Annotated in this window: 25 protein-coding genes and 1 tRNA gene; 18 read left to right on the forward strand and 8 right to left on the reverse strand. The window is 42.4% G+C overall.

Annotation, left to right across the window (positions count from 1 at the left end):
* The first annotated feature begins 72 nt into the window (after window positions 1-72).
* The 8 genes from CJD36_RS01490 (at window position 73) to CJD36_RS01525 (ending at window position 7,759) form a co-directional block, all read left to right on the forward strand.
* The gene (locus CJD36_RS01490; RefSeq protein WP_105037335.1) at window positions 73-1,023 is read left to right on the forward strand and encodes an FKBP-type peptidyl-prolyl cis-trans isomerase; all 951 of its coding nucleotides are present in this window, start codon (window positions 73-75) and stop codon (window positions 1,021-1,023) included.
* Window positions 1,024-1,118: 95 nt separating this feature from the next.
* Window positions 1,119-1,574, forward strand: a complete 456-nt coding sequence (locus CJD36_RS01495; RefSeq protein WP_105037336.1) for an FKBP-type peptidyl-prolyl cis-trans isomerase — start codon at window positions 1,119-1,121, stop codon at window positions 1,572-1,574.
* A 15-nt stretch (window positions 1,575-1,589) separates the two neighbouring features.
* Window positions 1,590-2,468 (forward strand): FKBP-type peptidyl-prolyl cis-trans isomerase, encoded by an 879-nt coding sequence (locus tag CJD36_RS01500; RefSeq protein WP_105037337.1) that lies wholly within the window; start codon window positions 1,590-1,592, stop codon window positions 2,466-2,468.
* A gap of 58 nt (window positions 2,469-2,526) precedes the next feature.
* On the forward strand, window positions 2,527-3,438 hold the full coding sequence (locus tag CJD36_RS01505; RefSeq protein ID WP_105037338.1) for an FKBP-type peptidyl-prolyl cis-trans isomerase: 912 nt from the start codon (window positions 2,527-2,529) through the stop codon (window positions 3,436-3,438).
* A gap of 91 nt (window positions 3,439-3,529) precedes the next feature.
* Window positions 3,530-4,864: an FKBP-type peptidyl-prolyl cis-trans isomerase gene (locus CJD36_RS01510; protein ID WP_105037339.1), complete on the forward strand. Its 1,335-nt coding sequence runs from the start codon at window positions 3,530-3,532 to the stop codon at window positions 4,862-4,864.
* Entirely contained in the window at window positions 4,864-6,645 is a 1,782-nt protein-coding gene (locus CJD36_RS01515; RefSeq protein WP_105037340.1) for a M1 family metallopeptidase, read from the forward strand. The genes CJD36_RS01510 and CJD36_RS01515 overlap by 1 nt, the downstream gene beginning before the upstream one ends.
* A gap of 31 nt (window positions 6,646-6,676) precedes the next feature.
* Window positions 6,677-7,558: an energy transducer TonB gene (locus tag CJD36_RS01520; RefSeq protein ID WP_105037341.1), complete on the forward strand. Its 882-nt coding sequence runs from the start codon at window positions 6,677-6,679 to the stop codon at window positions 7,556-7,558.
* A gap of 125 nt (window positions 7,559-7,683) precedes the next feature.
* Window positions 7,684-7,759 (forward strand) — tRNA-Gly (locus CJD36_RS01525).
* 57 nt (window positions 7,760-7,816) lie between these two features.
* Here CJD36_RS01525 and CJD36_RS01530 read toward each other — a convergent pair.
* The gene (locus CJD36_RS01530) at window positions 7,817-8,089 is read right to left on the reverse strand and encodes a GlsB/YeaQ/YmgE family stress response membrane protein (RefSeq protein ID WP_105037342.1); all 273 of its coding nucleotides are present in this window, start codon (window positions 8,087-8,089) and stop codon (window positions 7,817-7,819) included.
* 138 nt (window positions 8,090-8,227) lie between these two features.
* On the opposite strand from CJD36_RS01530, the gene CJD36_RS01535 reads away from it, so the two are divergent.
* The 7 genes from CJD36_RS01535 (at window position 8,228) to CJD36_RS01565 (ending at window position 12,161) form a co-directional block, all read left to right on the forward strand.
* On the forward strand, window positions 8,228-9,016 hold the full coding sequence (locus CJD36_RS01535) for an RNA polymerase sigma factor (RefSeq protein WP_105037343.1): 789 nt from the start codon (window positions 8,228-8,230) through the stop codon (window positions 9,014-9,016).
* Window positions 9,017-9,106: 90 nt separating this feature from the next.
* Window positions 9,107-9,586 (forward strand): SRPBCC domain-containing protein, encoded by a 480-nt coding sequence (locus CJD36_RS01540; RefSeq protein WP_105037344.1) that lies wholly within the window; start codon window positions 9,107-9,109, stop codon window positions 9,584-9,586.
* A gap of 42 nt (window positions 9,587-9,628) precedes the next feature.
* Window positions 9,629-9,937: a hypothetical protein gene (locus CJD36_RS01545; protein WP_105037345.1), complete on the forward strand. Its 309-nt coding sequence runs from the start codon at window positions 9,629-9,631 to the stop codon at window positions 9,935-9,937.
* A gap of 18 nt (window positions 9,938-9,955) precedes the next feature.
* Entirely contained in the window at window positions 9,956-10,363 is a 408-nt protein-coding gene (locus CJD36_RS01550) for a DUF6855 family protein (RefSeq protein ID WP_105037346.1), read from the forward strand.
* Window positions 10,363-10,794 carry a hypothetical protein gene (locus CJD36_RS01555; protein ID WP_205685536.1) on the forward strand — a complete coding sequence of 144 codons (432 nt, stop codon included), beginning with the start codon at window positions 10,363-10,365 and terminating at the stop codon, window positions 10,792-10,794. Before CJD36_RS01550 ends, CJD36_RS01555 begins: the two co-directional genes overlap by 1 nt.
* Window positions 10,795-10,859: 65 nt before the next feature.
* Window positions 10,860-11,171 (forward strand): hypothetical protein, encoded by a 312-nt coding sequence (locus tag CJD36_RS01560; protein ID WP_105037347.1) that lies wholly within the window; start codon window positions 10,860-10,862, stop codon window positions 11,169-11,171.
* Window positions 11,172-11,237: 66 nt separating this feature from the next.
* Entirely contained in the window at window positions 11,238-12,161 is a 924-nt protein-coding gene (locus CJD36_RS01565) for a YwqG family protein (protein ID WP_105037348.1), read from the forward strand.
* A gap of 6 nt (window positions 12,162-12,167) precedes the next feature.
* Here CJD36_RS01565 and CJD36_RS01570 read toward each other — a convergent pair whose 3' ends face one another.
* From CJD36_RS01570 to CJD36_RS01580, 3 genes are all read right to left on the reverse strand, one after another.
* Entirely contained in the window at window positions 12,168-12,413 is a 246-nt protein-coding gene (locus CJD36_RS01570) for a hypothetical protein (RefSeq protein ID WP_105037349.1), read from the reverse strand.
* Between the two features lie 8 nt (window positions 12,414-12,421).
* A complete protein-coding gene (locus CJD36_RS01575; RefSeq protein ID WP_105037350.1) occupies window positions 12,422-13,171 on the reverse strand; it encodes an SDR family oxidoreductase in 750 nt (249 codons plus the stop codon).
* A 361-nt stretch (window positions 13,172-13,532) separates the two neighbouring features.
* Window positions 13,533-13,817 carry an ArsR/SmtB family transcription factor gene (locus CJD36_RS01580; protein WP_105037351.1) on the reverse strand — a complete coding sequence of 95 codons (285 nt, stop codon included), beginning with the start codon at window positions 13,815-13,817 and terminating at the stop codon, window positions 13,533-13,535.
* 139 nt (window positions 13,818-13,956) lie between these two features.
* On the opposite strand from CJD36_RS01580, the gene CJD36_RS01585 reads away from it, so the two are divergent.
* From CJD36_RS01585 to CJD36_RS01595, 3 genes are all read left to right on the forward strand, one after another.
* Window positions 13,957-14,310, forward strand: coding sequence for an ArsR/SmtB family transcription factor (locus CJD36_RS01585; RefSeq protein WP_105038028.1), 354 nt, complete (start codon window positions 13,957-13,959; stop codon window positions 14,308-14,310).
* A 73-nt stretch (window positions 14,311-14,383) separates the two neighbouring features.
* Window positions 14,384-14,824 (forward strand): VOC family protein, encoded by a 441-nt coding sequence (locus CJD36_RS01590; RefSeq protein WP_105037352.1) that lies wholly within the window; start codon window positions 14,384-14,386, stop codon window positions 14,822-14,824.
* Between the two features lie 25 nt (window positions 14,825-14,849).
* Window positions 14,850-15,335, forward strand: coding sequence for an SRPBCC family protein (locus tag CJD36_RS01595; protein ID WP_105037353.1), 486 nt, complete (start codon window positions 14,850-14,852; stop codon window positions 15,333-15,335).
* Between the two features lie 67 nt (window positions 15,336-15,402).
* Here the strand turns inward: CJD36_RS01595 and CJD36_RS01600 are convergent, their stop codons facing one another.
* The 4 genes from CJD36_RS01600 to CJD36_RS01615 form a co-directional block, all read right to left on the reverse strand.
* Window positions 15,403-16,548, reverse strand: a complete 1,146-nt coding sequence (locus CJD36_RS01600; protein WP_105037354.1) for a DUF3298 domain-containing protein — start codon at window positions 16,546-16,548, stop codon at window positions 15,403-15,405.
* 63 nt (window positions 16,549-16,611) lie between these two features.
* Window positions 16,612-18,534, reverse strand: coding sequence for a DUF3857 domain-containing protein (locus CJD36_RS01605; protein ID WP_105037355.1), 1,923 nt, complete (start codon window positions 18,532-18,534; stop codon window positions 16,612-16,614).
* A complete protein-coding gene (locus CJD36_RS01610) occupies window positions 18,534-20,522 on the reverse strand; it encodes a DUF3857 domain-containing protein (protein WP_161499167.1) in 1,989 nt (662 codons plus the stop codon). The genes CJD36_RS01605 and CJD36_RS01610 overlap by 1 nt, the downstream gene beginning before the upstream one ends.
* 55 nt (window positions 20,523-20,577) lie before the next feature.
* Window positions 20,578-22,551 (reverse strand): DUF3857 domain-containing protein, encoded by a 1,974-nt coding sequence (locus tag CJD36_RS01615; protein ID WP_161499168.1) that lies wholly within the window; start codon window positions 22,549-22,551, stop codon window positions 20,578-20,580.
* Window positions 22,552-23,015 lie beyond the last annotated feature (464 nt).

The following is a 23,015-nucleotide window of genomic DNA, read 5'->3' on the forward strand; positions in this document are numbered from 1 at the left end:
AGTAAAAAAGCTCAATTTTGCGGGCTGATAAATAAAAAATACTCAACAAAAGAAAACAGTAAACAAACAAACATGATAAAGAGGATATTACCTGTAGCGTTATTAGGCGCGGTTATCTTAGGTGCAGCTAGCTGCCAGAATGGTTCAAGCTTCAAGAAAGCTAACGGTATCGAGTACATGATCATCAAGGATGCTCCCGGCAAAAATGCTCAGGAAGGCGATATGCTGGAAATGAACATCGTATGGAAAGTAGGTAAGAACGATGGCAAGTCTAAGGACAGCGTTATCGTTGATACCCGTAAAATGAACAACGGTAAGGCTATCACAATGCCTTTGATGTCTGCTAAGTTTGTAGGCGATATGTCAGCTGGTCTGGCTTTGCTTTCTGCAGGTGACAGCGCGGTTATCCGTGTTTCTATCGACTCTTTGAAGAAGAATCTGAAGGATCAGCCAATGCCTCCTTTTGCTAAGGAAGGTGAATATTTCATCTATGAAGTATCTATGGTATCGGTAAAGAGCAAGGCAGAAGCAGAAAAGGAAGCTCAGCAGAAAGCTGCTCAGCAGGTGCAGGTAGATGAGAAATTGCTGCAGGAATATTTTGCTAAGAACAACATCAAGGCTGAAAAAACTCCATCAGGCGTTTACTACACTATCTCTGCTCCGGGTACAGGCGAGAACATTGCTAAGGGCAAGACCGCTTCTATCATGTACACTGGTAAGTTGCTCGATGGTAAGACTTTCGATTCTAACATAGGCAAGGATGCATTGAAAATAAATGTTGGTACAGGTGGTGTTATACCAGGTATGGACGAAGGCCTGCAGATAATGAAGAAGGGTACAAAGGGTACTTTGTATATCCCGTCAGCATTGGCCTATGGCGATCATGGCCAGGGTCCTATCCCTAACAATGCGATCCTGATCTTCGAAATGGAAGTTAAGGACGTTACTGACGCTAAACCTGAAATGCAGATGGAACAACCAATGCCATCTCAGCCAAAGGAAGCGCCAAAGGCTAAGAAGTAATTAGTTATCCTTTTTATAATATTAAGAACTACACCGGTATTTATATTTTGTAAATGCAGGTGTAGTTTCTTCTTTTAGGAACGTTGCTCTTTTTTATGAAAACGCTATTGACATCTGTTTTCCTGTTATTTTCTGTGTTGGTCTTTGGGCAATCGGCACCATTGGCACAACAAGAGGATAAGGCTTTACAAGACTATTTCACTGCTAATAACATCAAGGCGAAGCCGCTGGCATCAGGTGTCTATATGGTCGTGCAAAAGCCGGGATCAGGACCGCATATCCATAAACGCCAGGGTGTAACTATGTTCTATACCGGCAAGCTGCTAGATGGTACTACCTTCGACGCTAATGTTGGCAAAGAACCGTTAAAAGTTCATGCAGGACTAGGCGAAGTAATAAAGGGCATGGATATTGCATTGCTGGAGATGAAGTATGGCTCAAAGGTTACCATCTACATCCCATCCGGGGTGGGGTATGGCGCCAAAGCAGTAGATGGTATTCCTGCCAACTCCATACTTGTTTTTGAAATTGAAATTATTGGTGTTTTATAAACCACATCGTAAATTATGACAAAGGCTATTTTTTTATTGGCTTTAGCATTACCATGCTCAGGGTTCTGCCAGCAGCAAAATGCCACACAGGCGTTCAGTTATGCCGATGGTATTGAGTTCAAGATGGTTAAAGATGTTCCCGGTAAGAATGCCGTGGAATCGGATATTCTGGAAATGAACGTCCTGTGGAAGGTCGGCAAAAACGATGGCGTTTCAGAAGACAGCCTTGTATTAGATACCCGTAAAATGAACAATGGCAGGCCTATAACTATGCCATTGGTGCCTGCTAAGTTTAGAGGCGATATGTCTACCGGCCTTGCTTTAATGTCAGCAGGAGACAGTGGCGTTATTCGTGTTTCTGTCGATTCTATGAAGAAGAATCTGAATGGACAGCCAATGCCGCCGTTTGGCAGACCGGGAGAGTACTACATCTATGAAGTATCAATGATATCGGTTAAGAGTAAGGCTGACGCGGAAAAGGCAGAGCAAAAGAAAGCAGCTCAACAGGCAGAAGAAGATGAAAGGCAATTGAAAGCCTATTTTGCAAGCAAGCATATTGTTGCTAAAAAATTACCTTCCGGCGTCTATTATACGATCAAGACACCCGGCACCGGTGCTAACATATCCAAGGGCAAAACTGTATCAATAATATATACCGGCAAGACCATGGACGGTAAAACGTTCGACTCTAATGTAGGTAAGGATCTTTTAAAGTTCGAAGTGGGTAAGGCAATGGTCATACCTGGTATGGATGAGAGTATGCTGATAATGAAGAAGGGTACTAAAGGCACTTTGTATATTCCCTCAGGGCTCGCATATGGCGATCACGGCAATGGTCCGATAGCACCTAATGCCATACTCATTTTTGATATGGAAATTAAAGATGTAAAATAATACTTGTGAATGATCTTGGCTTCTTAGCCGTTTAAATGAACTCAGACTGATTATAATTATGAAGTATACTTTTTTCCTGTTGTTTTGTGCCGCGCCATTTGTAGGGCTATCTCAGCAAAAGGCTGCCAAGCCTGTGGTTAAGCCAATAGCAGCTGCATTTAAACGTGCCCATGGTATAGAATACAAGATCATTAAAGATGTAGCGGGCCCTGCTGCTAAGTTGGGCGATGTGGTGGAAGCCAACATCATCTGGAAAGTAGGAAAAGGCAACTCTAAAGACTCTACCATACTCAACAGCAGGATAATGAACGATGGCAAGCCGGTGGTGTTGCCTATTGCCGAAGCTAAATTCTCCGGCGATATTGTAGCGGGTTTCACCATGCTTTCAGCCGGCGATAGCGCTATTGTTCGGGTATCGGTAGACACACTAAGAAAGAACTTTGCCGATCAGCCATTGCCGCCATTTGCTAAAGACGGAGATTATTTCATTTATGAAGTGTCTGTGCTCTCGGTTAGGAACAAAGAGGAAATGGAAAAGGAACAAGCCCTTGCTGCCGGCCGTCAGGTACTGGCCGATGAATTGCTGATGATGGAGTACTTTACCAAAAACAGGCTACAGCCGGTAAAATCTCCCGTAGGTTTTTATTACACTATTCAACAGGAAGGTACGGGAGACCTGATCACTGCGGGAAAGAAAGCATCAGTTAACTATACCGGTAAGCTATTGGATGGTACGGTTTTCGATTCTAATGTAGATCCTAAGTTTGGGCACGTGTCAATTTTTGATGTGGAAGTGGGTACCAACGCGGTAATTCCCGGTATGGACGAGGGTTTGAAATTAATGAAGAAAGGCACAAAGGCAACGCTATATGTGCCTTCAGGACTGGCTTACGGTGCGAACTCTCCCTCTGAAGCGGTTCCTGCAAATTCTGTTATGATTTTTGAAATGGAAATAACTGACGTGAAATAATTACTATATTGCACCGTTCTCTGCTTTTTTAGCGGATGTCCCGAGTAATAAATAGCATTTAAACCTAAATAAATTAATACAAATCAGAAAAATGAAAAAAGTTGCCCTTTTATCTTTAATGCTGGCAGCAGGCACTATCTGTGTTGCGCAGAAAAAAGCTGCTACTGCAAAGCCTACGGCTAAAGTAACTAAGAGTTCTAAAGAAGATGTATCTGGTTTTACCAAGCTCCCAAGCGGCTTGCTGTTTAAGGTGGCCAAGCATGGTACAGGTACTGAACACCCGGGTGTAGGCGATCATCTGGAGATGCATATCCATGTGCATATCAAAGATAGCACTATGTTCGATTCACGTAAAATGAACGCAAGCAAACCAGTTCCTTTCCAGGTGCAACCACCAAACTTTAAGGGAGACCCTATTGAAGGCTTTATGAAGATGGTGGCTGGTGATAGCGCTATTATGAGGTTGCCGGTAGATTCTTTGCTCAATCAGAACAAGCAGATGATGCCGGGCATGAAGAAAGGTGATGTATTGGTGTATGAAGTTGTATTGGTATCTGCTGTCAGCGATGTTGACTTCAAGAAGGCAGCATCGGCAGCCAACGACAAGCAGAAGGGTATTGATGATGCAGCTATGCAGGCTTATTTTAAGCAGAACAACATTAATGCAAAGAAGACTGCTTCAGGTCTTTACTACTCTATAACTAAGGAAGGTACAGGCGAAAACGCAAAACCAGGACAGAGTGTTAGTGTTAACTACACAGGTAAACTGTTGAATGGTAAGGCATTCGATTCTAACACCGATCCTGAGTTTCACCACACCGATCCTTTTACTTTGACATTGGGCGCAGGCCAGGTGATCAAGGGTTGGGACGAAGGTCTTGCTTTGTTCAACAAAGGCGGTAAAGGTGTATTGTATATCCCTTCTGGTTTAGCTTATGGCAGCCAGGACAGGAGCCCAACCATCCCTGCTAATTCAGTATTGGTGTTTGATGTAGAGATCACCAACATTGCCAGCCAGGCTGATCTTGATGATAAGCTTATCACTGATTATCTGGCTAAGAACAATATCAAGGCTACTAAAACCGCCTCTGGTCTGTACTATTCAGTGTCAAAAGAGGGTGGTGCAAAACCAGCTGCAGGCGACAAGGTATCTGTAATGTATACTGGTAAGACATTAGATGGCCGCAAGTTCGATTCTAACATTGACTCTGCTTTCCACCATACAACACCATTGGAATTCCCTATAGGTCAGGGCCAGGTGATCAAGGGTTGGGATGAAGGTATACCAATGTTCGGAAAGGGTGGTAAGGGTACATTGTATATACCGTCAGGCATTGCCTATGGTGCACATAGCCCTACACAGGCTATACCAGCTAATGCGGTATTAGTATTCGATGTTGAATTACTGGATTTTAAGAAACCATAATGAAGAAAGTACTTTTAATAATATTGTCTATGTGGTATTTGCTCTCAGCAAATACCACATTTGCTTTTGCCCATGCCGATACGCTCCGAGGCAGCAATGGCAGGGGGAGAGATTGGTGGGATGTGAAGAAGTATTGGCTGCAAGTTTCTTTTGATACTGCGCGGCAGTCAATAAAGGGGTTCAGTGATATAGAGTTTTCTGTTGTGAAGACCGCCAGAGATTCCATGCAAATAGATTTGCAGGACCCAATGGTTGTTGATAGTGTTATTTTGATAGAGGAGTACACTGATAGTACAAATAGAGACAGAATCGATGCTTTGTTATCAAAACGGCCTGCAAGGCCAGGATTGAAAGTAGATCCTATTTACACGACTTATATTCACAGAGATCGGACATTATTATCAGTCAAAAAAGAAAACAATGTATGGTGGGTCATATCCGATTTCTCAAAGCTTAACAAAAAGGATCCTGATAGTCTACGAAGTAGATCGTTGATGGTTTATTTTCATGGCAGCCCACGTAAGGCTGTGAATCCGCCGTGGGATGGCGGTTTTAGTTGGAAGCATGATAGTACTGGCAAGCCTTGGATAGCGGTTTCTTGTCAGGGGCTTGGTGCTAGTGTGTGGTGGCCATGTAAAGACGCGCAGTGGGATGAGCCGGATAATGGTATGGATATATGCCTGGATGTACCCCGCGGATTAGCCGCAATAAGCAACGGTAGATTTGTAGATACTAGCAAAGCTGACATTCCGGGATATCTTAGTTGGACCTGGAAGGTGAAGAATCCGATCAACAACTATGATGTGTCTTTTTATATTGGTGATTATGTTCATTGGCACGATACACTTGAAGGGGAAAATACTGAAGATGGTGAATTGAATCTCGACTTCTGGGTACTTCGTTACAACGAGGACAGAGCAAGAAAACAGTTTGCAGTTGTACCGCAAATGATCCATTGCTTTGAGTACTGGATGGGTCCTTACCCATTTTATGAAGATGGCTATAAACTGGTAGAGGCACCTTACCTCGGTATGGAGCACCAGAGCGCTGTGGCATATGGCAATAAGTATAAGATGGGCTACATGGGCTTCGATCGCACGGGCACTGATATAGGTATGAAATTTGATTATATCATTATCCATGAGAGTGGGCATGAATGGTTTGGTAATAGTGTTACCGCCAAAGACATGGCCGACAATTGGATACATGAGGGGATAACTACCTATTCAGAATCGCTGTTTGCTGAATGCCTGCTGGGCAAGGAAAAAGGGCAGGCATACTGCCGGGGTGAATGGCGCAACATAGATAACGATAAGCCGATGATCGGTCCATACGGGGTAAACGAAGAAGGATCTAACGACATCTACGACAAGGGTGCAGCGATAATGCATATGATACGTGTGCTGGCCAATGGCGACGACGAGAAATTCAGGCAGATACTACGTGGATTGAGCAAAAATTTTTACCACCAGACCGTAACAACCCAACAAGTAGAAGCATACATAGCTACCCGAACCGGTCTCGATCTCACGGCCTTCTTTAACCAATACCTTCGGCAGGCCAACATTCCAAAACTCGAGTACAAGATCAAACACAAAAAACTTACTTATAAATTTACCGGAGTGGTTTCTGGATTTACTCTGCCCATACCGATAACTGATGGTAATACAACCATCACCATAAACCCTACAGACAAGTCTCAAACAGTAAAGTGGAAGGGCAAAAATGTAGAGTTCTCTAAGGATTTTTTAATGAATATAAAGAAGAAGGCTATTAACTAATTTATTGTTTGAAACAAATAATTGGATCATTATGAAAAGTGTATTTATTTCGGTTATCCTTTGCCTCCTGTCAGTGCCTCTTTTAGTAAATGCCCAGTCTAAAAAGAGATATTTTTACTATGATACCGTTGATAGACAAACATCTAAAGGTTTGGCCGATTATCAAATAGTCTACACACCAGACTCCACAGGTTTGTTCAGTTTTGAAAAACGTAAGATGAGTGACGACAGGCTGTTGATGAATGGGCATTGTGTGAGTCCGGATTCTGAATCGAGAACAGGTTCTTTCGTGTCTTATCATGAAAATGGCACTCCAAATGAGTATGGCCAGTATCTCAATAACAAAAGAGTGGGCTTATGGAAGACCTACACCGATAGCAGTAAACTGAAGGAAGAAGGATCATATGTAGAAGGAAAGCAGGAAGGGCTTTGGAAATACTACTATGAAAATAGCAAGCAGCTATGGTACAATGTAGATATGGTGGCCGATAAAAGAGATGGAACACTAAAAAGTTTCTACCGAAACGGGAAACTCAAGAGAATCGAGCAGCTGGATAAAGGTGTTACCATATCGGGTGAGTGTTATGATAAAGATGGTAAAGACATAGAGTTTACACCTTTTGAACAAATGCCTTACACCAGTTACAGTATACCACAATTTCTGGCAGCTAATGTTCACTATCCACTAAAGGCACTTGATGGTTATGTACAGGGTAGGGTCTTTGCAACTTTTGTAATAGATAAGCAAGGTAATGTGACGAAATTAAAGATCTCGAAATCTTTGACAAAGGAGTGTGATGCGGAAGTGATGAGGGTTATGCGGCTTATGCCCAAGTGGGTACCTGGGGTTATGGATGATGAGCTGGTAGAGGTGTGGTACACACAGCCCGTAAGATTTAAACTAGAGGATTAAATTGCCAGAGTAAGTGTACAGAAATTCCTCAAAAATATATATCAAATCCGTACGTTAAATACTTGTTTTGTAAACCTTTATCGTTACCTTTGCACTCCCGAAAGGGGAAATAGTTCTTTAAAGACGCGGAAGTAGCTCAGTTGGTAGAGCACGACCTTGCCAAGGTCGGGGTCGCGAGTCCGAGTCTCGTCTTCCGCTCCATTCATCCGGATCATGTAAATGATCCGGATTTTTTTTGCCCTATACTTAGCGTTGCAATCATCCTATCGTTCTGCGCTGCTTGAACAATATTCTCAATAGTTTTAGGATCAATGCCAGTACTATTGCACCAGCAGTAGCCGTCAATGTCTTATTTACCCATGGGTTTGAAGTGAGGTTGAACAGATTGCTGAACAACTTATATCCGACAAATCCGCCAACTATACCTATTACAATATCGAGGAGAATACTCCCGCTATAGGAATTGACGATTACTCCCGCTACCCAGCCCGCTATTGCACCTATGATGCATATAATTATTATTTCTTCCATAAAATGTAATTGATTTTAATTAGTTGGACAAATGACGGTGTGCAATTTCGTGCCATTGAAATATTAAGTTGTTATAGTACCTCATCTTTAGTTGTTTTTTCTTTGTTAGATTTGAGAACTATTAGCACTTATAAAAACATGACCACTGAATTATTTAACGAGGAGTTCAAGGCTGTATCTGCCCCTATGAAATCTTACTTATTGCGCATTACGGCAAGTGTGCAGGATGTAGAAGATATTGTGCAGGACACTTACATAAAGGGCCTCGAAAAGCTCGGTTCTTTCAGGGGCGAGTCCTCTTTAAAAACATGGCTGTTCACTATTGCTTGTAACCTTGCCAAAGACAACTTAAGGGCACAAAAGCGCTGGGTAGAGAACGTTACCGATATATGTCGCGAGGAGGCAATGAGCCATCAGGGCTTCTTCAACGAGGCTATGCAGATAAGGGCTACATCGCCACAAGGTACATTTGAGATAAAGGAGCATATTACATTTTGCTTTACATGCATCTCCAAATCATTACCTCTGGAGCAGCAATTATGTTTATTTCTTAAAGAGATTTACGAGTTTAAGGTAAGTGAGATAGAGCGGATACTCGGGGTTACCGAGGCAATGGTCAAATATTATCTCCACACCGGCAGGGCCAAGATGATAGGCATATTCGATAATCGCTGTGCCATCATAAATAAAGAAGGTGTTTGCCACCAGTGCTCTGAGTTGAATGGCGTATTCAACCCTAAGCAAAAATTTCAGGAAGAGGTGGTAAAAATAGAAATGGCCCGCGAGGCAGATAAAGGTGATAAGGAGCATTTGTTTGACCTGAGAATGAAGATCATACAGAATATCAATCCTTTTGAATCGGGTGCAGCAGAACTTCAATTGCATCATCTTGAGCATAATAGAAATGTAATGGAAAAATATGTGTAAATAATTGCCATTTCGACTATCGTTTTTTACCTGCCAATCGTCAAAATTTAAAGGGAATAAATAAAACGTTTAGTAGCAATTTTTACGATCATGGCAATAACATCATCACTGGCACAATACATTAAGGCCACAACAGAGAAGAAGACATTCAGTCGCAGCACAGTAGTAACCGCAATTATCAAGGCAGATCCTGCAATAGTATGGAAGCTGCTCACCGGTGCTTCAGACTACCCTCGATGGAACTCAACCGTTGTTTCTATAGACGGCAACATAGCGGAAGGGGAGCAAATAAAGTTGATATCTACCCTCGACGCTAAGAGGACATTCAAACTAAAGATAAAGGAAATGTACCCGCAAAAGCGGTTGGTATGGGGAGATGGCCAGGGCATAAGGATATATACACTTGTTAACAACGGAGATGGCGCACTTACATTTTCAATGAATGAAAAAATAGGAGGTTTCATGTTCCCGCTTTATTCAAAGCACATTCCTCCTTTCGATAGATCTTTTGAACAATTCACGGCCGATCTTAAGAAAGAAGCAGAGGCAATTCAAAATCTTAAAAAGTAAGCAGCATTATTTCATTCACCATAATTATCAAATAGCAACAACATGAAAATTGTAAGAGTAACGTACACCACCAATGCAGTTTATTCCGTAACCAACAAGGCCAATATTTCTGCTGTAATGAGTGAACTACAGAAAATGAATGTTCCCGGCATCAATTATCACGTGTGTGTTAGCAGTGATGATAAATCATTTACTCACACTGCCTTCTTCAAATCTGATGAGGATGAGTGCATTCTATTGGAGCTACCTTTGTTTAAGAATTTTCAGCAGCAATTAAAGGCAAGTATGCCGGAGGTCGGACCTAAGCAAGAATTGTTATCTTTGGTAGGTTCATCAAAAGCAATTTTCTAACTTATATAATATACTTGTATGAAGAACAAAATAGGTACTAAAGAAAACCCAATGCTGTTGCAGACGCCACCGCTCAGCTCCGAATATACTATGCATGTAGATGAGAAAGATGGTAAGGAAATTTTGGTATGCACGGTTGGTAAGACAGTATTGCACTACAACATAGACGCCATTAAAGACCTGCACACGATGCTTAAAAAGCACGGCGACTGGATGGAACTGGGCAGCGCAGATGAGCAGAAACCTGCTAAAGACGTTACAGTAGAAGCCTGGGGGCGCTCCGAAAGCAATCCTGTTGGTGGTTGGTATGGCATGAAGAAAGGACTGCGTGGCCGCTTTGGTATGTATATGCCCCCGCTTATGGAAAAGCTGGGACTTGCAGAAGTGACGCATGAGGCCAAGGGCAATAAGATGCGGGCAATTTAATGGGCTACAACATACATATTACAAGGCAGGAGGGGTGGTATGATGAAGTACCCGAACTGTTCATAACCATGGAAGAATGGGTGGCCTATGTTGCGCAGGATAACGATATGCGTCAGGATGACCATGCCTTTGTCAAAACCACATCAGGTGAAAATTTTGGTGTGATCAGCGAGGGACTGTCTGTGTGGACTAAATACTCCCGCAACGGTATTGGCGGCGGCCGTGCATGGTTTAGCTACGAGGAGGGGAATATTGATGTGAAGAACCCCGACGATGAGATACTCAGTAAGATGTATGAAATAGCGCAGGCACTTGGTGCGCGTTTGATCGGGGATGAAGGGGAAGAATACTACAGGGATAACAGCACCCGGCGTGTTGTTACAGCGCCTACGCCATCTACTCAACGCAAGTGGTGGCAGTTCTGGAAATGATATTTGTAACTCTAATAATAAAATCTTAGCAGCAGACGTTGTATTATTAACTAATACGCACTGCTATGAACAGATCTTCTTTTCTGCTGGTAAATATTACGCGCAGACCGTTTTTTGTAGTCTTTTCTCTCAATGTTATTTCTTTCTTTATCGTCATCTTTTTTTCCTCAGGCGCACTAACAGACTATTGGAATATACTCTTGAGCCTTAACTCACTTGCTCTCTACAACCTTATTGCAGGCAGCATCTTTATGATCCTCTCCATCCGCCACAGACCAATAGAACGCTATGGGCTGGCGCTAATGGCTGTGTTCGTATTGCTGTTGTTGTATAGGATAGGGAGCACTGTTGTGTATACGCAGTTTATCAGGCATTAGCAGTGTAGAAAAAAGACAGAAACCTATTTATTTTCATAGTAATTTGGTGTTTGAAAAAGCATCGCTATGAGATTGTTTGATTTTCTATTTGGTAAGAAAGATGGTACATCGTCACCAGAAAAAGTAACAGAGCCAATCGAGCCCATGCAAAAGACGACAAAGGATGAAATCGATTACCTGGAAGGTGTTGAAGTAGCACCGGGAATGGTAATGCCAAGGGCTTTTGCCGAACAGTGGGATAAAATTAAAGAGACAAAAAAACAATGCATTACCATAAAGGCAACTGCAAGCGATGATGTGTTACTTACTCAAAGCAAGTTTGGCCATTATCCTTATCTGCCTGCCGGTTATGAATATCCTAAAGATGAAGAGGGGCGCTACATGTATCCACTTGCACAGATCAATTTCAGTGAAGTGCCGCCACTGGCAGGCTATCCATCGTCAGGCTATCTTCAGTTTTACATATCTGCCTTTGATGACCTGTATGGTATGGACTTTGATGATCTGAGATTGCAGAAAAATTTCAGGGTGCTTTACTTAGAGGATGATGTTATAAAGGACTCAATGACCGATTTTTCTTTTCTTGAAGAAGCCCTGCATAATGATATGAATCCGGTGTATAAGCCACATGCACTGCGTTTTTCTGCCACTGACGAGTACGTGGGGTTTGGTGATATCAGGTATGAGAAAAGAGTAGGGGAGTTTGACATAGAAGCAGTTGTCGAGCAGTATCCTGAACTGACCAAGGAATTGGAAGGGTATATGTGGAGCAACTTTCAACTCTCCGGCCATAAGATAGGCGGCTATGCTTTTTTTACGCAGGGGGATCCACGTAGCGGAGAGACAGAAGACTATCTGTTGCTATTGCAGATAGACACTGATGAACATATTATGTGGGGTGACTCCGGAGTAGGTAATTTTTTTATACATCCCGATGACCTCGCGAAAAAAGATTTTTCGAAAGTAATGTACACATGGGATTGTTGTTAGGTAAATTTAAAACACCACTTCCTGCACCTCTCTTTTATGGATGACTGGTTTTGTTTCCCGTTCATAAACAATCGGGTATTCGGGTACCGAATAGTTTGCAGTACCAGATGGTCCACACCTCATGGGTGTGCCATATACCAACCTTTTCAATAATTGCCTTACATAGACCTGACCTGTGCAGTGTAGATTTTTGCCTTTCATGATTATGTTCTTATAAAAGATGAACAGACCGGTAATTTCCGGCCTGTTCATTGATGAAACTAAAGGGTGCTTATAGCACCATCCAACAGCAACTCACCGCCCACCATATAGCGCGAGTCATCTGATGCCAGATACAAGAAGCCTTCTGCTATCTCGCTGCTGGTGCCCATGCGTTTTACAGGCACGCTTTCTGTGAAGTATCCTTTGGTTGCGGCAACTTCTTCGGGTGTTTGTCCGTTTCTGTCAAAGATCGGTGTATCAATAGGGCCGGGAGATAATACATTTACCCTTATTTTTCTGTCCATCAGTTCTGTAGAGAAGCCTCGGGCCAGGTTACGCACCGCTGCTTTGGTAGCTGAATAGGCAGCTATTGTTGAAAAACCCTTATGTGCAGCGGCAGAACCGGTAATGATGATTGATGCGCCATCATTGAGGTGGGGGAGCGCTTTCTGCACAGAGAAGAACACTCCCTTGAAGTTGACGTCCGATACCTGGTCAAACATTTCTTCGGTGTAGTCGGCTAGTGGTGCTGCATTATATACACCTGCATTAATGACCAGCACATCGATCTTTCCCAGCTTTTCGCTGATCTGCGTATACTGCGTGTCTATGTTTTTAAGGTTAGAGACATCGCTTACAATGCCAATAGAACCATTGCCTATCTCGGTTACCGAGCTATCTACTGTTGTTTTATTACGTCCTGTTATAGCCACCTTAGCGCCATGCTCAGCAAATAATTTTGCTGCTGATAAACCTAAGCCACTGTTACCACCGGTTACTACTGCTACTTTATTAGTCAATTTTTTCATTTTGTAGTTTTTTATTGATTGTTATAATTGAAACTTTAATTGTTTTATCCTTTTTACATTCACCCCGAGTATCATGCTGGGCGGCATCGGACCACGACACTCGCCTCGGGTCTCTTTGAGTTCTGGAAGCCTTGTTCAGCTAGTGTCAAAATTTATCTGTTTCATTTTATATCTATTTATAGAAATATTTAGATGTATTTAGGTCTGCTGTTCCTTTTCAGTCCTGCTTTAGTACCAAAAAACATCCAATATCCTAAAAGTATCGATGTAATAATTGCTACTTCAAACATAATTCTTACACAAAGATAGGGGAGATAAATCGAATAATCGAAAACTATCGATTTATGTTAATAAAATTTTTTTAGTCCTTAAATGGGTTCAAAAAATTGACATACTCTGTTACAACTTCTTTGTTTACAGTATATCGCATATTGCGTCCGTCTTTTTCACTTACCAGCAGATCAGCATCTACCAATTGCTTTATGTGGTGCGATACTGTACTCTGTGCCAGGTCTATCATACCCAGTATCTCGCAACATGGCATCCAGTCTTGCTTCTTCACTGCTTCCATTATCTTCAAACGGTAAGGATCACCCAATGCCTTGGATATCTTCTCCACGTTTTTGATACTTAATGTCGTATTCATTTATGCAAAGGTATCGATTTGTTAGTTGCTTTTTCATATTTGAGCAAGTATCGGGTTGGAATTAACTTTTTCACAAAATAATTTGTGTAAGTAAATACTTACGCTTATATTTGTGTAAGTAAATGCTTACATTATGGAAATGAGACGAGACGTTTTCCAGGCGATAGCCGATCCTACACGCAGAGAGATCATTAACCTGGTGGCTCACCAAAGCCTAAACCTTAATGCTATTGCCGACAAGTTCGACGTGAGCCGTCCTGCTATATCTCAGCATATAAAGATACTTGCCGAGTGCGGCATCATTATTATGAAGCAGCAGGGTAGGGAGCGCTATTGCGAGATACAGCTGGAGCCACTTAATGAAGTGTCTAAGTGGATAGAACAATATCGTATTATGTGGGAAGAGCGTTTCAGTAAGCTGGATATGCTGCTGGAGACCATGAAGCGGGACGAAGCCGAGGGTAGCGGCATCAAGACAAGAAAGAAGAAATAGTTACACGGTAATTACTATTCAGAAAATCAGCGACTCAAACAATAATAATTCACTCACAATAAAACCAAATAACATGCAAAAGATCACACCATTTCTGTGGTACAATGGTAAGGCTGAAGATGCTGCAAAACTGTACACTTCCATTTTTAAGAATTCAAAAATGCTGGGTAGTAATCCTATGTCTGCGACGGTAGAAGTAGAAGGGCAGACGCTTATCTTATTCAATGGCGGACCTATGTATGAATTGAATCCATCATTCTCGTTGTCGGTGAGTTGCGATACTCAGGCAGAGATAGATGAGTATTGGGAAAAGCTGCTGGCAAATGGCGGTAAAGAATCGCGCTGCGGATGGCTGGTAGATAAGTTTGGCTTGTCTTGGCAGATAGTACCGAGTAAGCTGGGCAGCCTTATTGGCGGTCCTGATGGCGCTGGAGCTAACAGGGCTATGAAGGCCATGATGAAAATGAACAAGATGGACATTCAAACATTACAGGACGCTTACAACAACAAATAATTACTAATTGTCAACATCGAAAACAATGGCAAACAAGACAACTGTAACAGCAGAACCTGGCAAACAGGAACTGTTCATCACCCGCGAATTTGATGCGCCTCGTGAACTGGTATTTAAGGCGTGCAGCACGCCAGATCTTATTGTGCAATGGCTTGGACCGCGTGGTATGACCATGAAGGCAGACCAGTATTTAGCAAAGAGTAATGGCCATTACCGTTACCTGCATACCGATACAAACGGCAATGCATATGGCTTTCATGGAGTGTTTCATGAAGTAAAAGCGCCTGAGCGCACTATCCAGACATTTGAATTTGAAGGGATGCCTGAGCCCGGGCATGTATCACTGGAAACTGCCCGCTTTGAGGAACTGCCCGGTGGCCGCACAAGGGTGCATATACAGTCTGTGTTCCAGTCCGTAGCAGACAGAGATGGCATGGTAAAAAGCGGTATGGAACGTGGTGTAACAGAGGGATATGAACGCCTGGATGAATTGCTGGCAAATGGTTTTTAGTAACTATCAGATTTGGCAACTTTCTAAAAAGTTGTCAAATCTGGTTTTGCCCTCCAGTTGACCAATGTCAATTACTACCCATCAACATTCTGAATTCCTTTTTCATGGTAGTGCCCAGTTGCTTAAATGAGAGAAATACTCTGGCTTCGGCGGTATATCCTTTGCCGGTGTCATATGGGTAGCAGAAAATAATGCCCTTACCTGTAAACATAAAATTTTCAGGTACTTCTATATTTGATACCGGGAAAGCCTTCAAAGTTTCAGTGTCGGCAGTGTTCTTATATTCCTTTATTATCAGTGCCTTTAGTATGCCATTGTTAGTCGTTACAATGTCAGCCAGCTTCAGGCTTTTATTTGTCCCAAGACTAATGCACACATATCGGGATGGTTTCTTGCCGGTATTTACCAGCTCTAAAGACAACAATCCATTGTCGTTATAAACTGGAAATAGTAAAGCGGAATAGCTGAAATCTCGTCTATGCCATTCGGCTCTGGATGTATCTTCGGGCATAAGTCCGTATGCGGTGGTAAACTCTCCAAAGCGCTGTTGTGCTATTCTTGCAGGCATTATCTGCATATCAGTTACCCTTTGCTGGTCCGTCTCTGTCAGTTTTAGTATTTCGCCATTTATCAGATAGGCAGCTGCTTTGGTGGCATTAGCAGTGGGCTTTACACCTAGGTAGTAAAAGTAGGCAGTTCGCATTGGCCGACCGGGTTGCATGGTCGTTGCACTATCGCGGTAACTGATCATGTCCAGCCTTGTTGCCTTGCTGTAGTCCTCAACTAGATCTATCTCCGCAGTCGTTTTTTTATCTGCACTGGTCCACTTGCCGGTAAGGCGATTGTCTTTGATCACAAAGGTCCACGATGGGAAGACAACTTCTTCAGGATTACCCCAGCGATAGTTTACAGTCCGTTCCTCTGCATGCAGTTCTGCAGTGTGCGCAAAGCTTTTGGGTTCGTATATGGCCAGGCATTTTGTTTCGTTGCCTTCGGTAAAATAGAGGTAGCTGCCACCGTAGTTAGATGCGCCACAAAAGCCATAGCGCAGGTCAAGCACTACATTCTTTCCACCTATGGTGCCGGTGTAGTGCTTGTATATGTTCTCGCCGGGTGCATCGCTATTGCATGTTTTTCTGTCTCCGGCATTTGCCGGGGCAGTGAAAGTGATACACAAAAACAGCAGAAAGTAATAGCTTAGTTTGCTTTGCATGGCATTAAAGATTATACCAATAAAGTTACAGATGTAGATCAGTTGTAGAACGAGTTTGTCCTGCTAATTTTTCTTTTTGAGTATGATCTTATCGTATGCCTGATTCAATTTTATTGCTTTGCTTAATTTTTTATAGTCAGCATATATTGTGCCCGGGTACACGCCACTGATCTCGGTGCAATGAACGATGATCTTGATTATATGCCCGTCTTCAAAAGTAGTTTTTGCATGATAGTTGCCAGATGGTAGCTCTATGTTTATCTCGGCCGGTAGTCTTTCCGCTTCGTAGGTGCCGGTGAGGTTAATGATCGTGGTATCGTCACAGTCACCATCAAATGCCGTTTCGAATGCTTCTTTATTGTCTTCGTAATTGTTGGGATTGGCAACAAAGAATGAAAATACACGTGGTGAAATAAAAAGCCTGTTGCCCCCGTGCGATACAAAACCGCTACCGGAAAGATCGATATGTTCGCGGATATTGGGTATGCCATTATCCTCCCCCGATGTGAAATTATAGTTATTTACAGTGTAGGTGCTCATGGCAAATTTGCTGCTATAGTATTTGTCGTTCGATTCTTTACCATTGTCCAGCACCCGGCGTGCGGCGGCCCAATAGCTGCCGCTATGATAAGTGTTTAAGCTACCTGTAAATTCATCCTTTTCATTAATATTTATTCTTGCACAGCGTGCGATCTTGCTTAGTGAATGGTCGTATTTTGGTGTTTTTACCACATAGCCTCCTGTGGGAGTAAGCAGCAAGGCTTTTCTGTTATTGGTGAAGTCTGATAAATAGGAAGATACATCTGTTTTACTGGTGCAGTCGAGCCACGTAGTATCGTTTACGCCCGGAACACAAAGTATAGCATGATTGAAAACCTGGAAGGGAAAGCTGTCGTCCAGTCTTCTTGCATAATGTTCTCCACCGTATATCAAAGCCATATAGGAGGGTACGCCGACCACATTCAGCATTGCCTTCATATAGTTGCTTAGGTCTTTACAATCGCCATAGCCATTGCCGGCAACAAATGAGGCATTGTGCACCTGCCAGCCACCTATGCCCAGTGATATATTTACGTAACGCGTATTTTGCTGCAAATATTCATAAAGTACTCTTACTTTGGCTGCGGCCGAAGCGCATGTGTCGGTAAGTTTATGCACGTAGGCCACAGTTGTTTGATCCAAATCATCCCGTTCACTGTTCAGATCGTAGACAAATGCGCCAAATTTATTCCATGTAGAGATCTCGCCTGAAAATTCGCCAACAGTGACTTTTTGAGGTAAAAACACCATTGCGGGAGCGTAAAAAATTTCAATTGGCGTAAGTTCATCTGGCATCTTAAATGCAGGTATCGAGTTTACGTTCAAGGTAAGATGCTTCCGTCCGCCATCGGTAGTTAAAACCGGTTTGTTGTTAGTTCTGTATTCTTTGTGCTGCATCGCCATTTGTGCGGGGTAGGTGACGGTAACAGTAGCATGTTCCACCGATACATCGGGCCCTATCTGTGGAATCCAGGATGGTAAATTGAATGAGGTCAAGTAGTGCCTGACAATTGTATAATTGCAGGTGTAAGGGTATTCTGTGGTAGTGAACTGGAATTTTTTAGAGCGTTCATCGTCAAAAAAGGCACTTGTGCTGCCCATGAAATCTTTAATCATCTTCTTTTTCAGCGTGCTTATTTCCAAACCGTTCTTATCATACAATGTACCTTCTATCGATCTTACCGAAATCAGCTTGTCATAACGTTGGTCTATCTCGGCGTAATGGCTTCCTTTTTCATTCAATACCGTTATGGTGTAGTCGTATGTAACAAAGATGTCTGTAGGTGTAATAATATCTATATCGGTAGCAGTGTAGCGCAAGACAGCGTTTGCACCATTGAGTAATGCGGCTGGTATCTTACCTGCGGCCAGGCTATCTTGCTGAGCATAAGCCGGCGAAATAAATAGCGATATGAGTAACAGGCATGTAGTGATATAACGGTTCATTATTTTTTTGTTTTTTTTATTGCCAGCATTTCATTTGTATCGTCTATCATCTTCTGGAAAAATTCCTTCAATGAAGAATACTCTTCGGCTCCGTAAGTAGTAGTGTTGATATTGAAACTTGTGTTAATGGTAAGTATATGCAGGTCAGGCAGATAACTCATGATCTTCTTGTAGTACAGGTCTCCGTTGTGATACTGTATAGCCATAGGTTCAGACAGCGTGTCCGGCTCCATGTTAACGGGGAGCGTGATATTGGTATACAACACATATTCGCTTTTGTAGTTGAATTCTATAGGCGACCTTCGTTCTGCAACTTTGAAGGGATTGTTCTCGTATATTTTTATCAGATTGGTATTAAGAAACAGCGGCTCATTTTTGTTGAAATTAATGATGCACGAGTATTTCATTACCAGGGTAGTGTCAGGGTTGTCTTCATTTTCTATATGTTTTTCCTGCACGGCAATGTCGCCCGGCAATCTGTCTTTTAAGGCATCAAGATCTATTGTTTTTTGTTCTTTATCTTCTGCCCATGATCTCCTGTAATTGGCAGAGGCGATAGTTCCCATTTTTCTGGTTATATCGATCTTTGCGGTTGAGTCGGTAAAATCGTAGAGTTTGAAGTTATACACTGTTTTGTTTTTAATATGGTCGCTGGTAAGTTGAATACCATGGCCTGTGTCTGCCAACACCCATGAAAAGCCATTGTAGCAAAAGGAGGGCAATGAGCCAAATACGTTATACTTGTTGCTCGCATCCAGGTATAAGTATTGACTATCTATCTTTATCTGGCAAACCATGTAGTTGATACGGTCAATTAATGGGAACGCTTCGGTAGGCGACACATAGCCGGCGGTGCCCAGCAGTACTAGCGAGGCCGGCAGCTTTGCTCTTACCAGCATAGCGGTCAGTAGCATGTTCATTTCCCATTGGTTCAAATCCTTCGCATCTGCCAGCTTACCCAGGTTGCTGGTTGAAAGTCCTGACGCACTCCCTCTACATTTGTAGTGATCTCTTACATACTTGTAAATTGCAGTCGCTATTTCTGTTTCCGTCATTCCGGGTTTAGTGATAGAATTAATAGTTTTGTCTAAAAGGCTGTTGTCTCCGTTGAGCATGTCTCTGTATCCCAGGTCTATCCAGAACGACCTATTGATCTTATCCCAGGAATTATAGAAATGGCGTACGCCGATGCCTGCCGCAACACCGGTTAGCTGCATTTCAAGCCGCTCAGACATGTTGTATTTGTTGCGTACAAATGTTTCGTCTGTAACCTTTTCAACATTCCTTCTTACCCAGAATGATCTGCGGCTGTAAGCATATTCCCTGCATACATAGGCGAAATCATCTGTGCTTTTCATTGCCTCTTCTTCCGTCATGTATCTTTTGTCTTTCAGCCCTATGTGTGAGATGGAAGTAAATTCCATATTCAGCGGATAGTTGATACTGAAAATGTTTTCCAAAACCGGATACGGACCTTGCGGCAGCCAGGTATAACTAACACGGATATCATTGGAATAAGTCTCATAACTGTATTCAATAAGAGAGCCTACTTTCACATCGGGCATTGTGAAATTGACTGAATTGACCGTTTTAGATACATCTTTTTTAACGAGTTCCTGCTTTGCCAGCGTTGATGTTATTAATTTCCCATCCTGCAGGTTGTAAGTGTATCCTTTTATTTTGTTTAACTGCACTGCATCCTTGTCGGTATACCATACGTGCACATTGGCTGCGTCCAGCGCTTCTGCTTTAAGTATTTTAATAAGTTTGTGTACAAGGTGCCTTTTACCCAGGCCACCATTATTATAAGCCAGATCTATATAGGTATTCTCATATAGTACTACGGCACTTGCACCCGAATCTATAGCATAGCCGGTGGTATTTAAATGCTTTTTTAAAAAATCATGATCAAATTCCTTTGACGTTGCTACGCCACTGGTAAGCAGGAAAGCGCATAAGAAGAGGTTGTATAATTTTCTATAATTCAAAGCAACAAGATATTTTATAAATTCGTAAAATGGATATTGAGGTATGTAGTAAAACTCAGTGTTTGGCTCCGGTTTTATTTCTTAATTGTTTTTTTATAGCTATCATCTCATTACTGTTATCGATCATTTTTTGAAAAAATTCTCTTATCGTAGTGTTCCATTCACTTTCGTAACTGGTAGCATTAATTTCAAAGCTGCTATTGACGGTGAGCAAGTGAATATCAGGGATATAGCCCATCATTTTCCTGTAATAAATTTCGCCATTGTTGTAGCTGATAGCGGTTGGCTGGGCAAGTGTATCGGGCTCCATCTCGGGTGGTAGGGTGATGCTGGTAAAGAAGGCGTATTCGCTCTTATATGGGAATTCGATAGGGGCTTTACGTTCGCCTGCTTTAAATGGGTTGGACTCGTATACCTTAATGATGTTGGTATTAATAAATGTGGTTGGCTCTTTTCCCAGGTCCATTATGCAGGTATACTTCATTATCAGATTGGTATCCGGGTTGTCCTGATTGTCAACATGGCTTTCCAATACGGTGATATTTCCCGGTAGGTGATCTTTTATGTAGTCAATATCCTTTTGTTTCTGTTCCTTGTTCTTCACCCATGCCTTTCTGTATGCCACCGAGTGAAGTAGCCCTGTTTTTTTAGTGATCTCCAGCCGGGCAGTTGAATCTGTAAATTCGTTGATCTTAAAATTATAGGTATTCTTATTCTTTATGAGGTCCGGGGTAAGGTTTACTCCCTGTCCTTTGTTGCCCAGTATCCATGAAAATCCATTGTAACAGTAAGTTGGCAGTATGCCGAATATATTGTTAGGATCACTGGCATCGAGTAATATTTGCTCAGTGTCGGCCATTACCACACAAGCCATATAATTGATACGGTCTAGCACCGGGAATGTTTCTGTTGGAGATACTGATGCCGTTGTACTCATCAGTATCATTGCTGCCGGCAACTTTGCTCTTATGAGCATTGCTGTAAGCAGAGCGTTGATCTCGGCTACATTTACTTCTGACGTATGTTCCAGCTTCCTGAGATTTGTGTTAGAGATGCGCCCCATTTTTTTGGAGCAGTGATAATGTGCTCTTACATATTTATATATAGCGGCGGTCTTACCTTTCGCAGACATTGCCGGGGTGAGTAAAGAATCGAGGGCTTTGTCGAAGAAGTCGTTGATGCCGAAAAGCATGTCTTTATATTTCTGTCGCTCCCACAGTTCATCATTGATCTTGTCCCACGAATTATTAAAGTGCATAATGGTTGTGGGCGTGTTGATGCCGGTCATTTGCATTTCCAGGCGCTCGGCATTGTTATGTTTGTTTTGCACAAATGCCTCTTCTTTTTCGGCAGCAATGTTTCTTCGTATCCAATACGAACTCTGATTAGCTCTGTTTATCGTGCGTACACATGCAAAATTGTCTGCCGCATTTTCAGCGTCCTCTTCTTCTTTATAAGATTTGCATGCCATGCCCACGTGCGTTATTGATGTAAACTCAATATTGGTAGGGTAGGTAATGTTAAAGCTACTCTCCAGTTTGGGATATTCATCCTGTACATCCCAGGTTAAAACTGTCTGTTTATAATTAGAGCGGATATCATAAGAATATTCAATTACGCACCCTTCCTTTACCGATGGAAGTGTAAAGCTCACGGAATTTACATTTTCAGATACATCCTTTTTCAACAAGTCCCTACGGTCTATCTCTTCCGTCACTAAGGCATCGCCGTTTAGATGATGAGTGTAGCCCCTAACCTTTTCTACCCGCCCAAAAAAATTGTCGCTATAGAATATATGTACATTAGCTTCGCTGAAGGCACTGGCCTTGAGAATTTTTACTAGTTTATGATAGGTGTATACCTTTGTGAGGGCGTTATTGAGATAGGATAACTCGATGTCTGTTTTTTCGTACAACACTACCGCCGCAGCATCTGGGTCTATAGGATAGACTTGTGTCTGGAGGTGTTTTTTTATGAAAGTTTCGTCAATTTCTTTTGTTGCGGCAGCACTTGCCAGAAAATTGAACACACATAAATATATGCAGGTCAATAACTTATAATTCAAAGTAACGTGGTTTTTAGTAGAGCAAATGTAGTGAAAAGGGGATTGAATGGAGAATGTTGGGTGGTTTTTGTTCTTGTCTGCATCCTCCCCGCCGACAGGCGGTCATAATTAGCCTGATGGAAGGTTTGAAGGAGAAAAGTTTGAAATTTAGCGTTGCTTTTTTGAAAAGTGGCAGTTTTTCGTAAAAGTGGCAGTTTTGTGTAGGCTATTTTTGCTGTATTCGTTGCCAGTAAGGGGTTTTAGGGGATTTTAACAAATTGCCACATGCTGCCACTTTCTGCTACTTTCTGCCACTTTCTGCCACTTTTTTTATTGAAAGTGGCAAGCCAAGTAACGGGCGTTACAAACGCCCTGCCGTTGGATTCTCGTTAAAAACGAGGACCAATTTGGGATGTTTAGCCCGTACGATTGTGGGTGTGACGGGGTCA

Origin of the sequence: Flavipsychrobacter stenotrophus, from assembly GCF_002954265.1 — a bacterium.
Lineage (GTDB): Bacteria > Bacteroidota > Bacteroidia > Chitinophagales > Chitinophagaceae > Flavipsychrobacter > Flavipsychrobacter stenotrophus.

Excerpts from the sequence above, each read along its gene's own strand:
- CJD36_RS01535 (WP_105037343.1), top strand. The coding sequence starts at position 8,228 with ATGACCACTGAATTATTTAACGAGGAGTTCAAGGCTGTATCTGCCCCT.
- CJD36_RS01575 (WP_105037350.1), bottom strand. The coding sequence starts at position 13,171 with ATGAAAAAATTGACTAATAAAGTAGCAGTAGTAACCGGTGGTAACAGT.
- CJD36_RS01595 (WP_105037353.1), top strand. The coding sequence starts at position 14,850 with ATGGCAAACAAGACAACTGTAACAGCAGAACCTGGCAAACAGGAACTG.
- CJD36_RS01540 (WP_105037344.1), top strand. The coding sequence starts at position 9,107 with ATGGCAATAACATCATCACTGGCACAATACATTAAGGCCACAACAGAG.
- CJD36_RS01570 (WP_105037349.1), bottom strand. The coding sequence starts at position 12,413 with ATGAACAGGCCGGAAATTACCGGTCTGTTCATCTTTTATAAGAACATA.
- CJD36_RS01565 (WP_105037348.1), top strand. The coding sequence starts at position 11,238 with ATGAGATTGTTTGATTTTCTATTTGGTAAGAAAGATGGTACATCGTCA.
- CJD36_RS01550 (WP_105037346.1), top strand. The coding sequence starts at position 9,956 with ATGAAGAACAAAATAGGTACTAAAGAAAACCCAATGCTGTTGCAGACG.
- CJD36_RS01490 (WP_105037335.1), top strand. The coding sequence starts at position 73 with ATGATAAAGAGGATATTACCTGTAGCGTTATTAGGCGCGGTTATCTTA.
- CJD36_RS01520 (WP_105037341.1), top strand. The coding sequence starts at position 6,677 with ATGAAAAGTGTATTTATTTCGGTTATCCTTTGCCTCCTGTCAGTGCCT.
- CJD36_RS01600 (WP_105037354.1), bottom strand. The coding sequence starts at position 16,548 with ATGCAAAGCAAACTAAGCTATTACTTTCTGCTGTTTTTGTGTATCACT.
- CJD36_RS01555 (WP_205685536.1), top strand. The coding sequence starts at position 10,363 with ATGGGCTACAACATACATATTACAAGGCAGGAGGGGTGGTATGATGAA.
- CJD36_RS01580 (WP_105037351.1), bottom strand. The coding sequence starts at position 13,817 with ATGAATACGACATTAAGTATCAAAAACGTGGAGAAGATATCCAAGGCA.
- CJD36_RS01545 (WP_105037345.1), top strand. The coding sequence starts at position 9,629 with ATGAAAATTGTAAGAGTAACGTACACCACCAATGCAGTTTATTCCGTA.
- CJD36_RS01585 (WP_105038028.1), top strand. The coding sequence starts at position 13,957 with ATGAGACGAGACGTTTTCCAGGCGATAGCCGATCCTACACGCAGAGAG.
- CJD36_RS01590 (WP_105037352.1), top strand. The coding sequence starts at position 14,384 with ATGCAAAAGATCACACCATTTCTGTGGTACAATGGTAAGGCTGAAGAT.
- CJD36_RS01505 (WP_105037338.1), top strand. The coding sequence starts at position 2,527 with ATGAAGTATACTTTTTTCCTGTTGTTTTGTGCCGCGCCATTTGTAGGG.
- CJD36_RS01515 (WP_105037340.1), top strand. The coding sequence starts at position 4,864 with ATGAAGAAAGTACTTTTAATAATATTGTCTATGTGGTATTTGCTCTCA.
- CJD36_RS01495 (WP_105037336.1), top strand. The coding sequence starts at position 1,119 with ATGAAAACGCTATTGACATCTGTTTTCCTGTTATTTTCTGTGTTGGTC.
- CJD36_RS01560 (WP_105037347.1), top strand. The coding sequence starts at position 10,860 with ATGAACAGATCTTCTTTTCTGCTGGTAAATATTACGCGCAGACCGTTT.
- CJD36_RS01510 (WP_105037339.1), top strand. The coding sequence starts at position 3,530 with ATGAAAAAAGTTGCCCTTTTATCTTTAATGCTGGCAGCAGGCACTATC.
- CJD36_RS01500 (WP_105037337.1), top strand. The coding sequence starts at position 1,590 with ATGACAAAGGCTATTTTTTTATTGGCTTTAGCATTACCATGCTCAGGG.
- CJD36_RS01530 (WP_105037342.1), bottom strand. The coding sequence starts at position 8,089 with ATGGAAGAAATAATAATTATATGCATCATAGGTGCAATAGCGGGCTGG.
- CJD36_RS01605 (WP_105037355.1), bottom strand. The coding sequence starts at position 18,534 with ATGAACCGTTATATCACTACATGCCTGTTACTCATATCGCTATTTATT.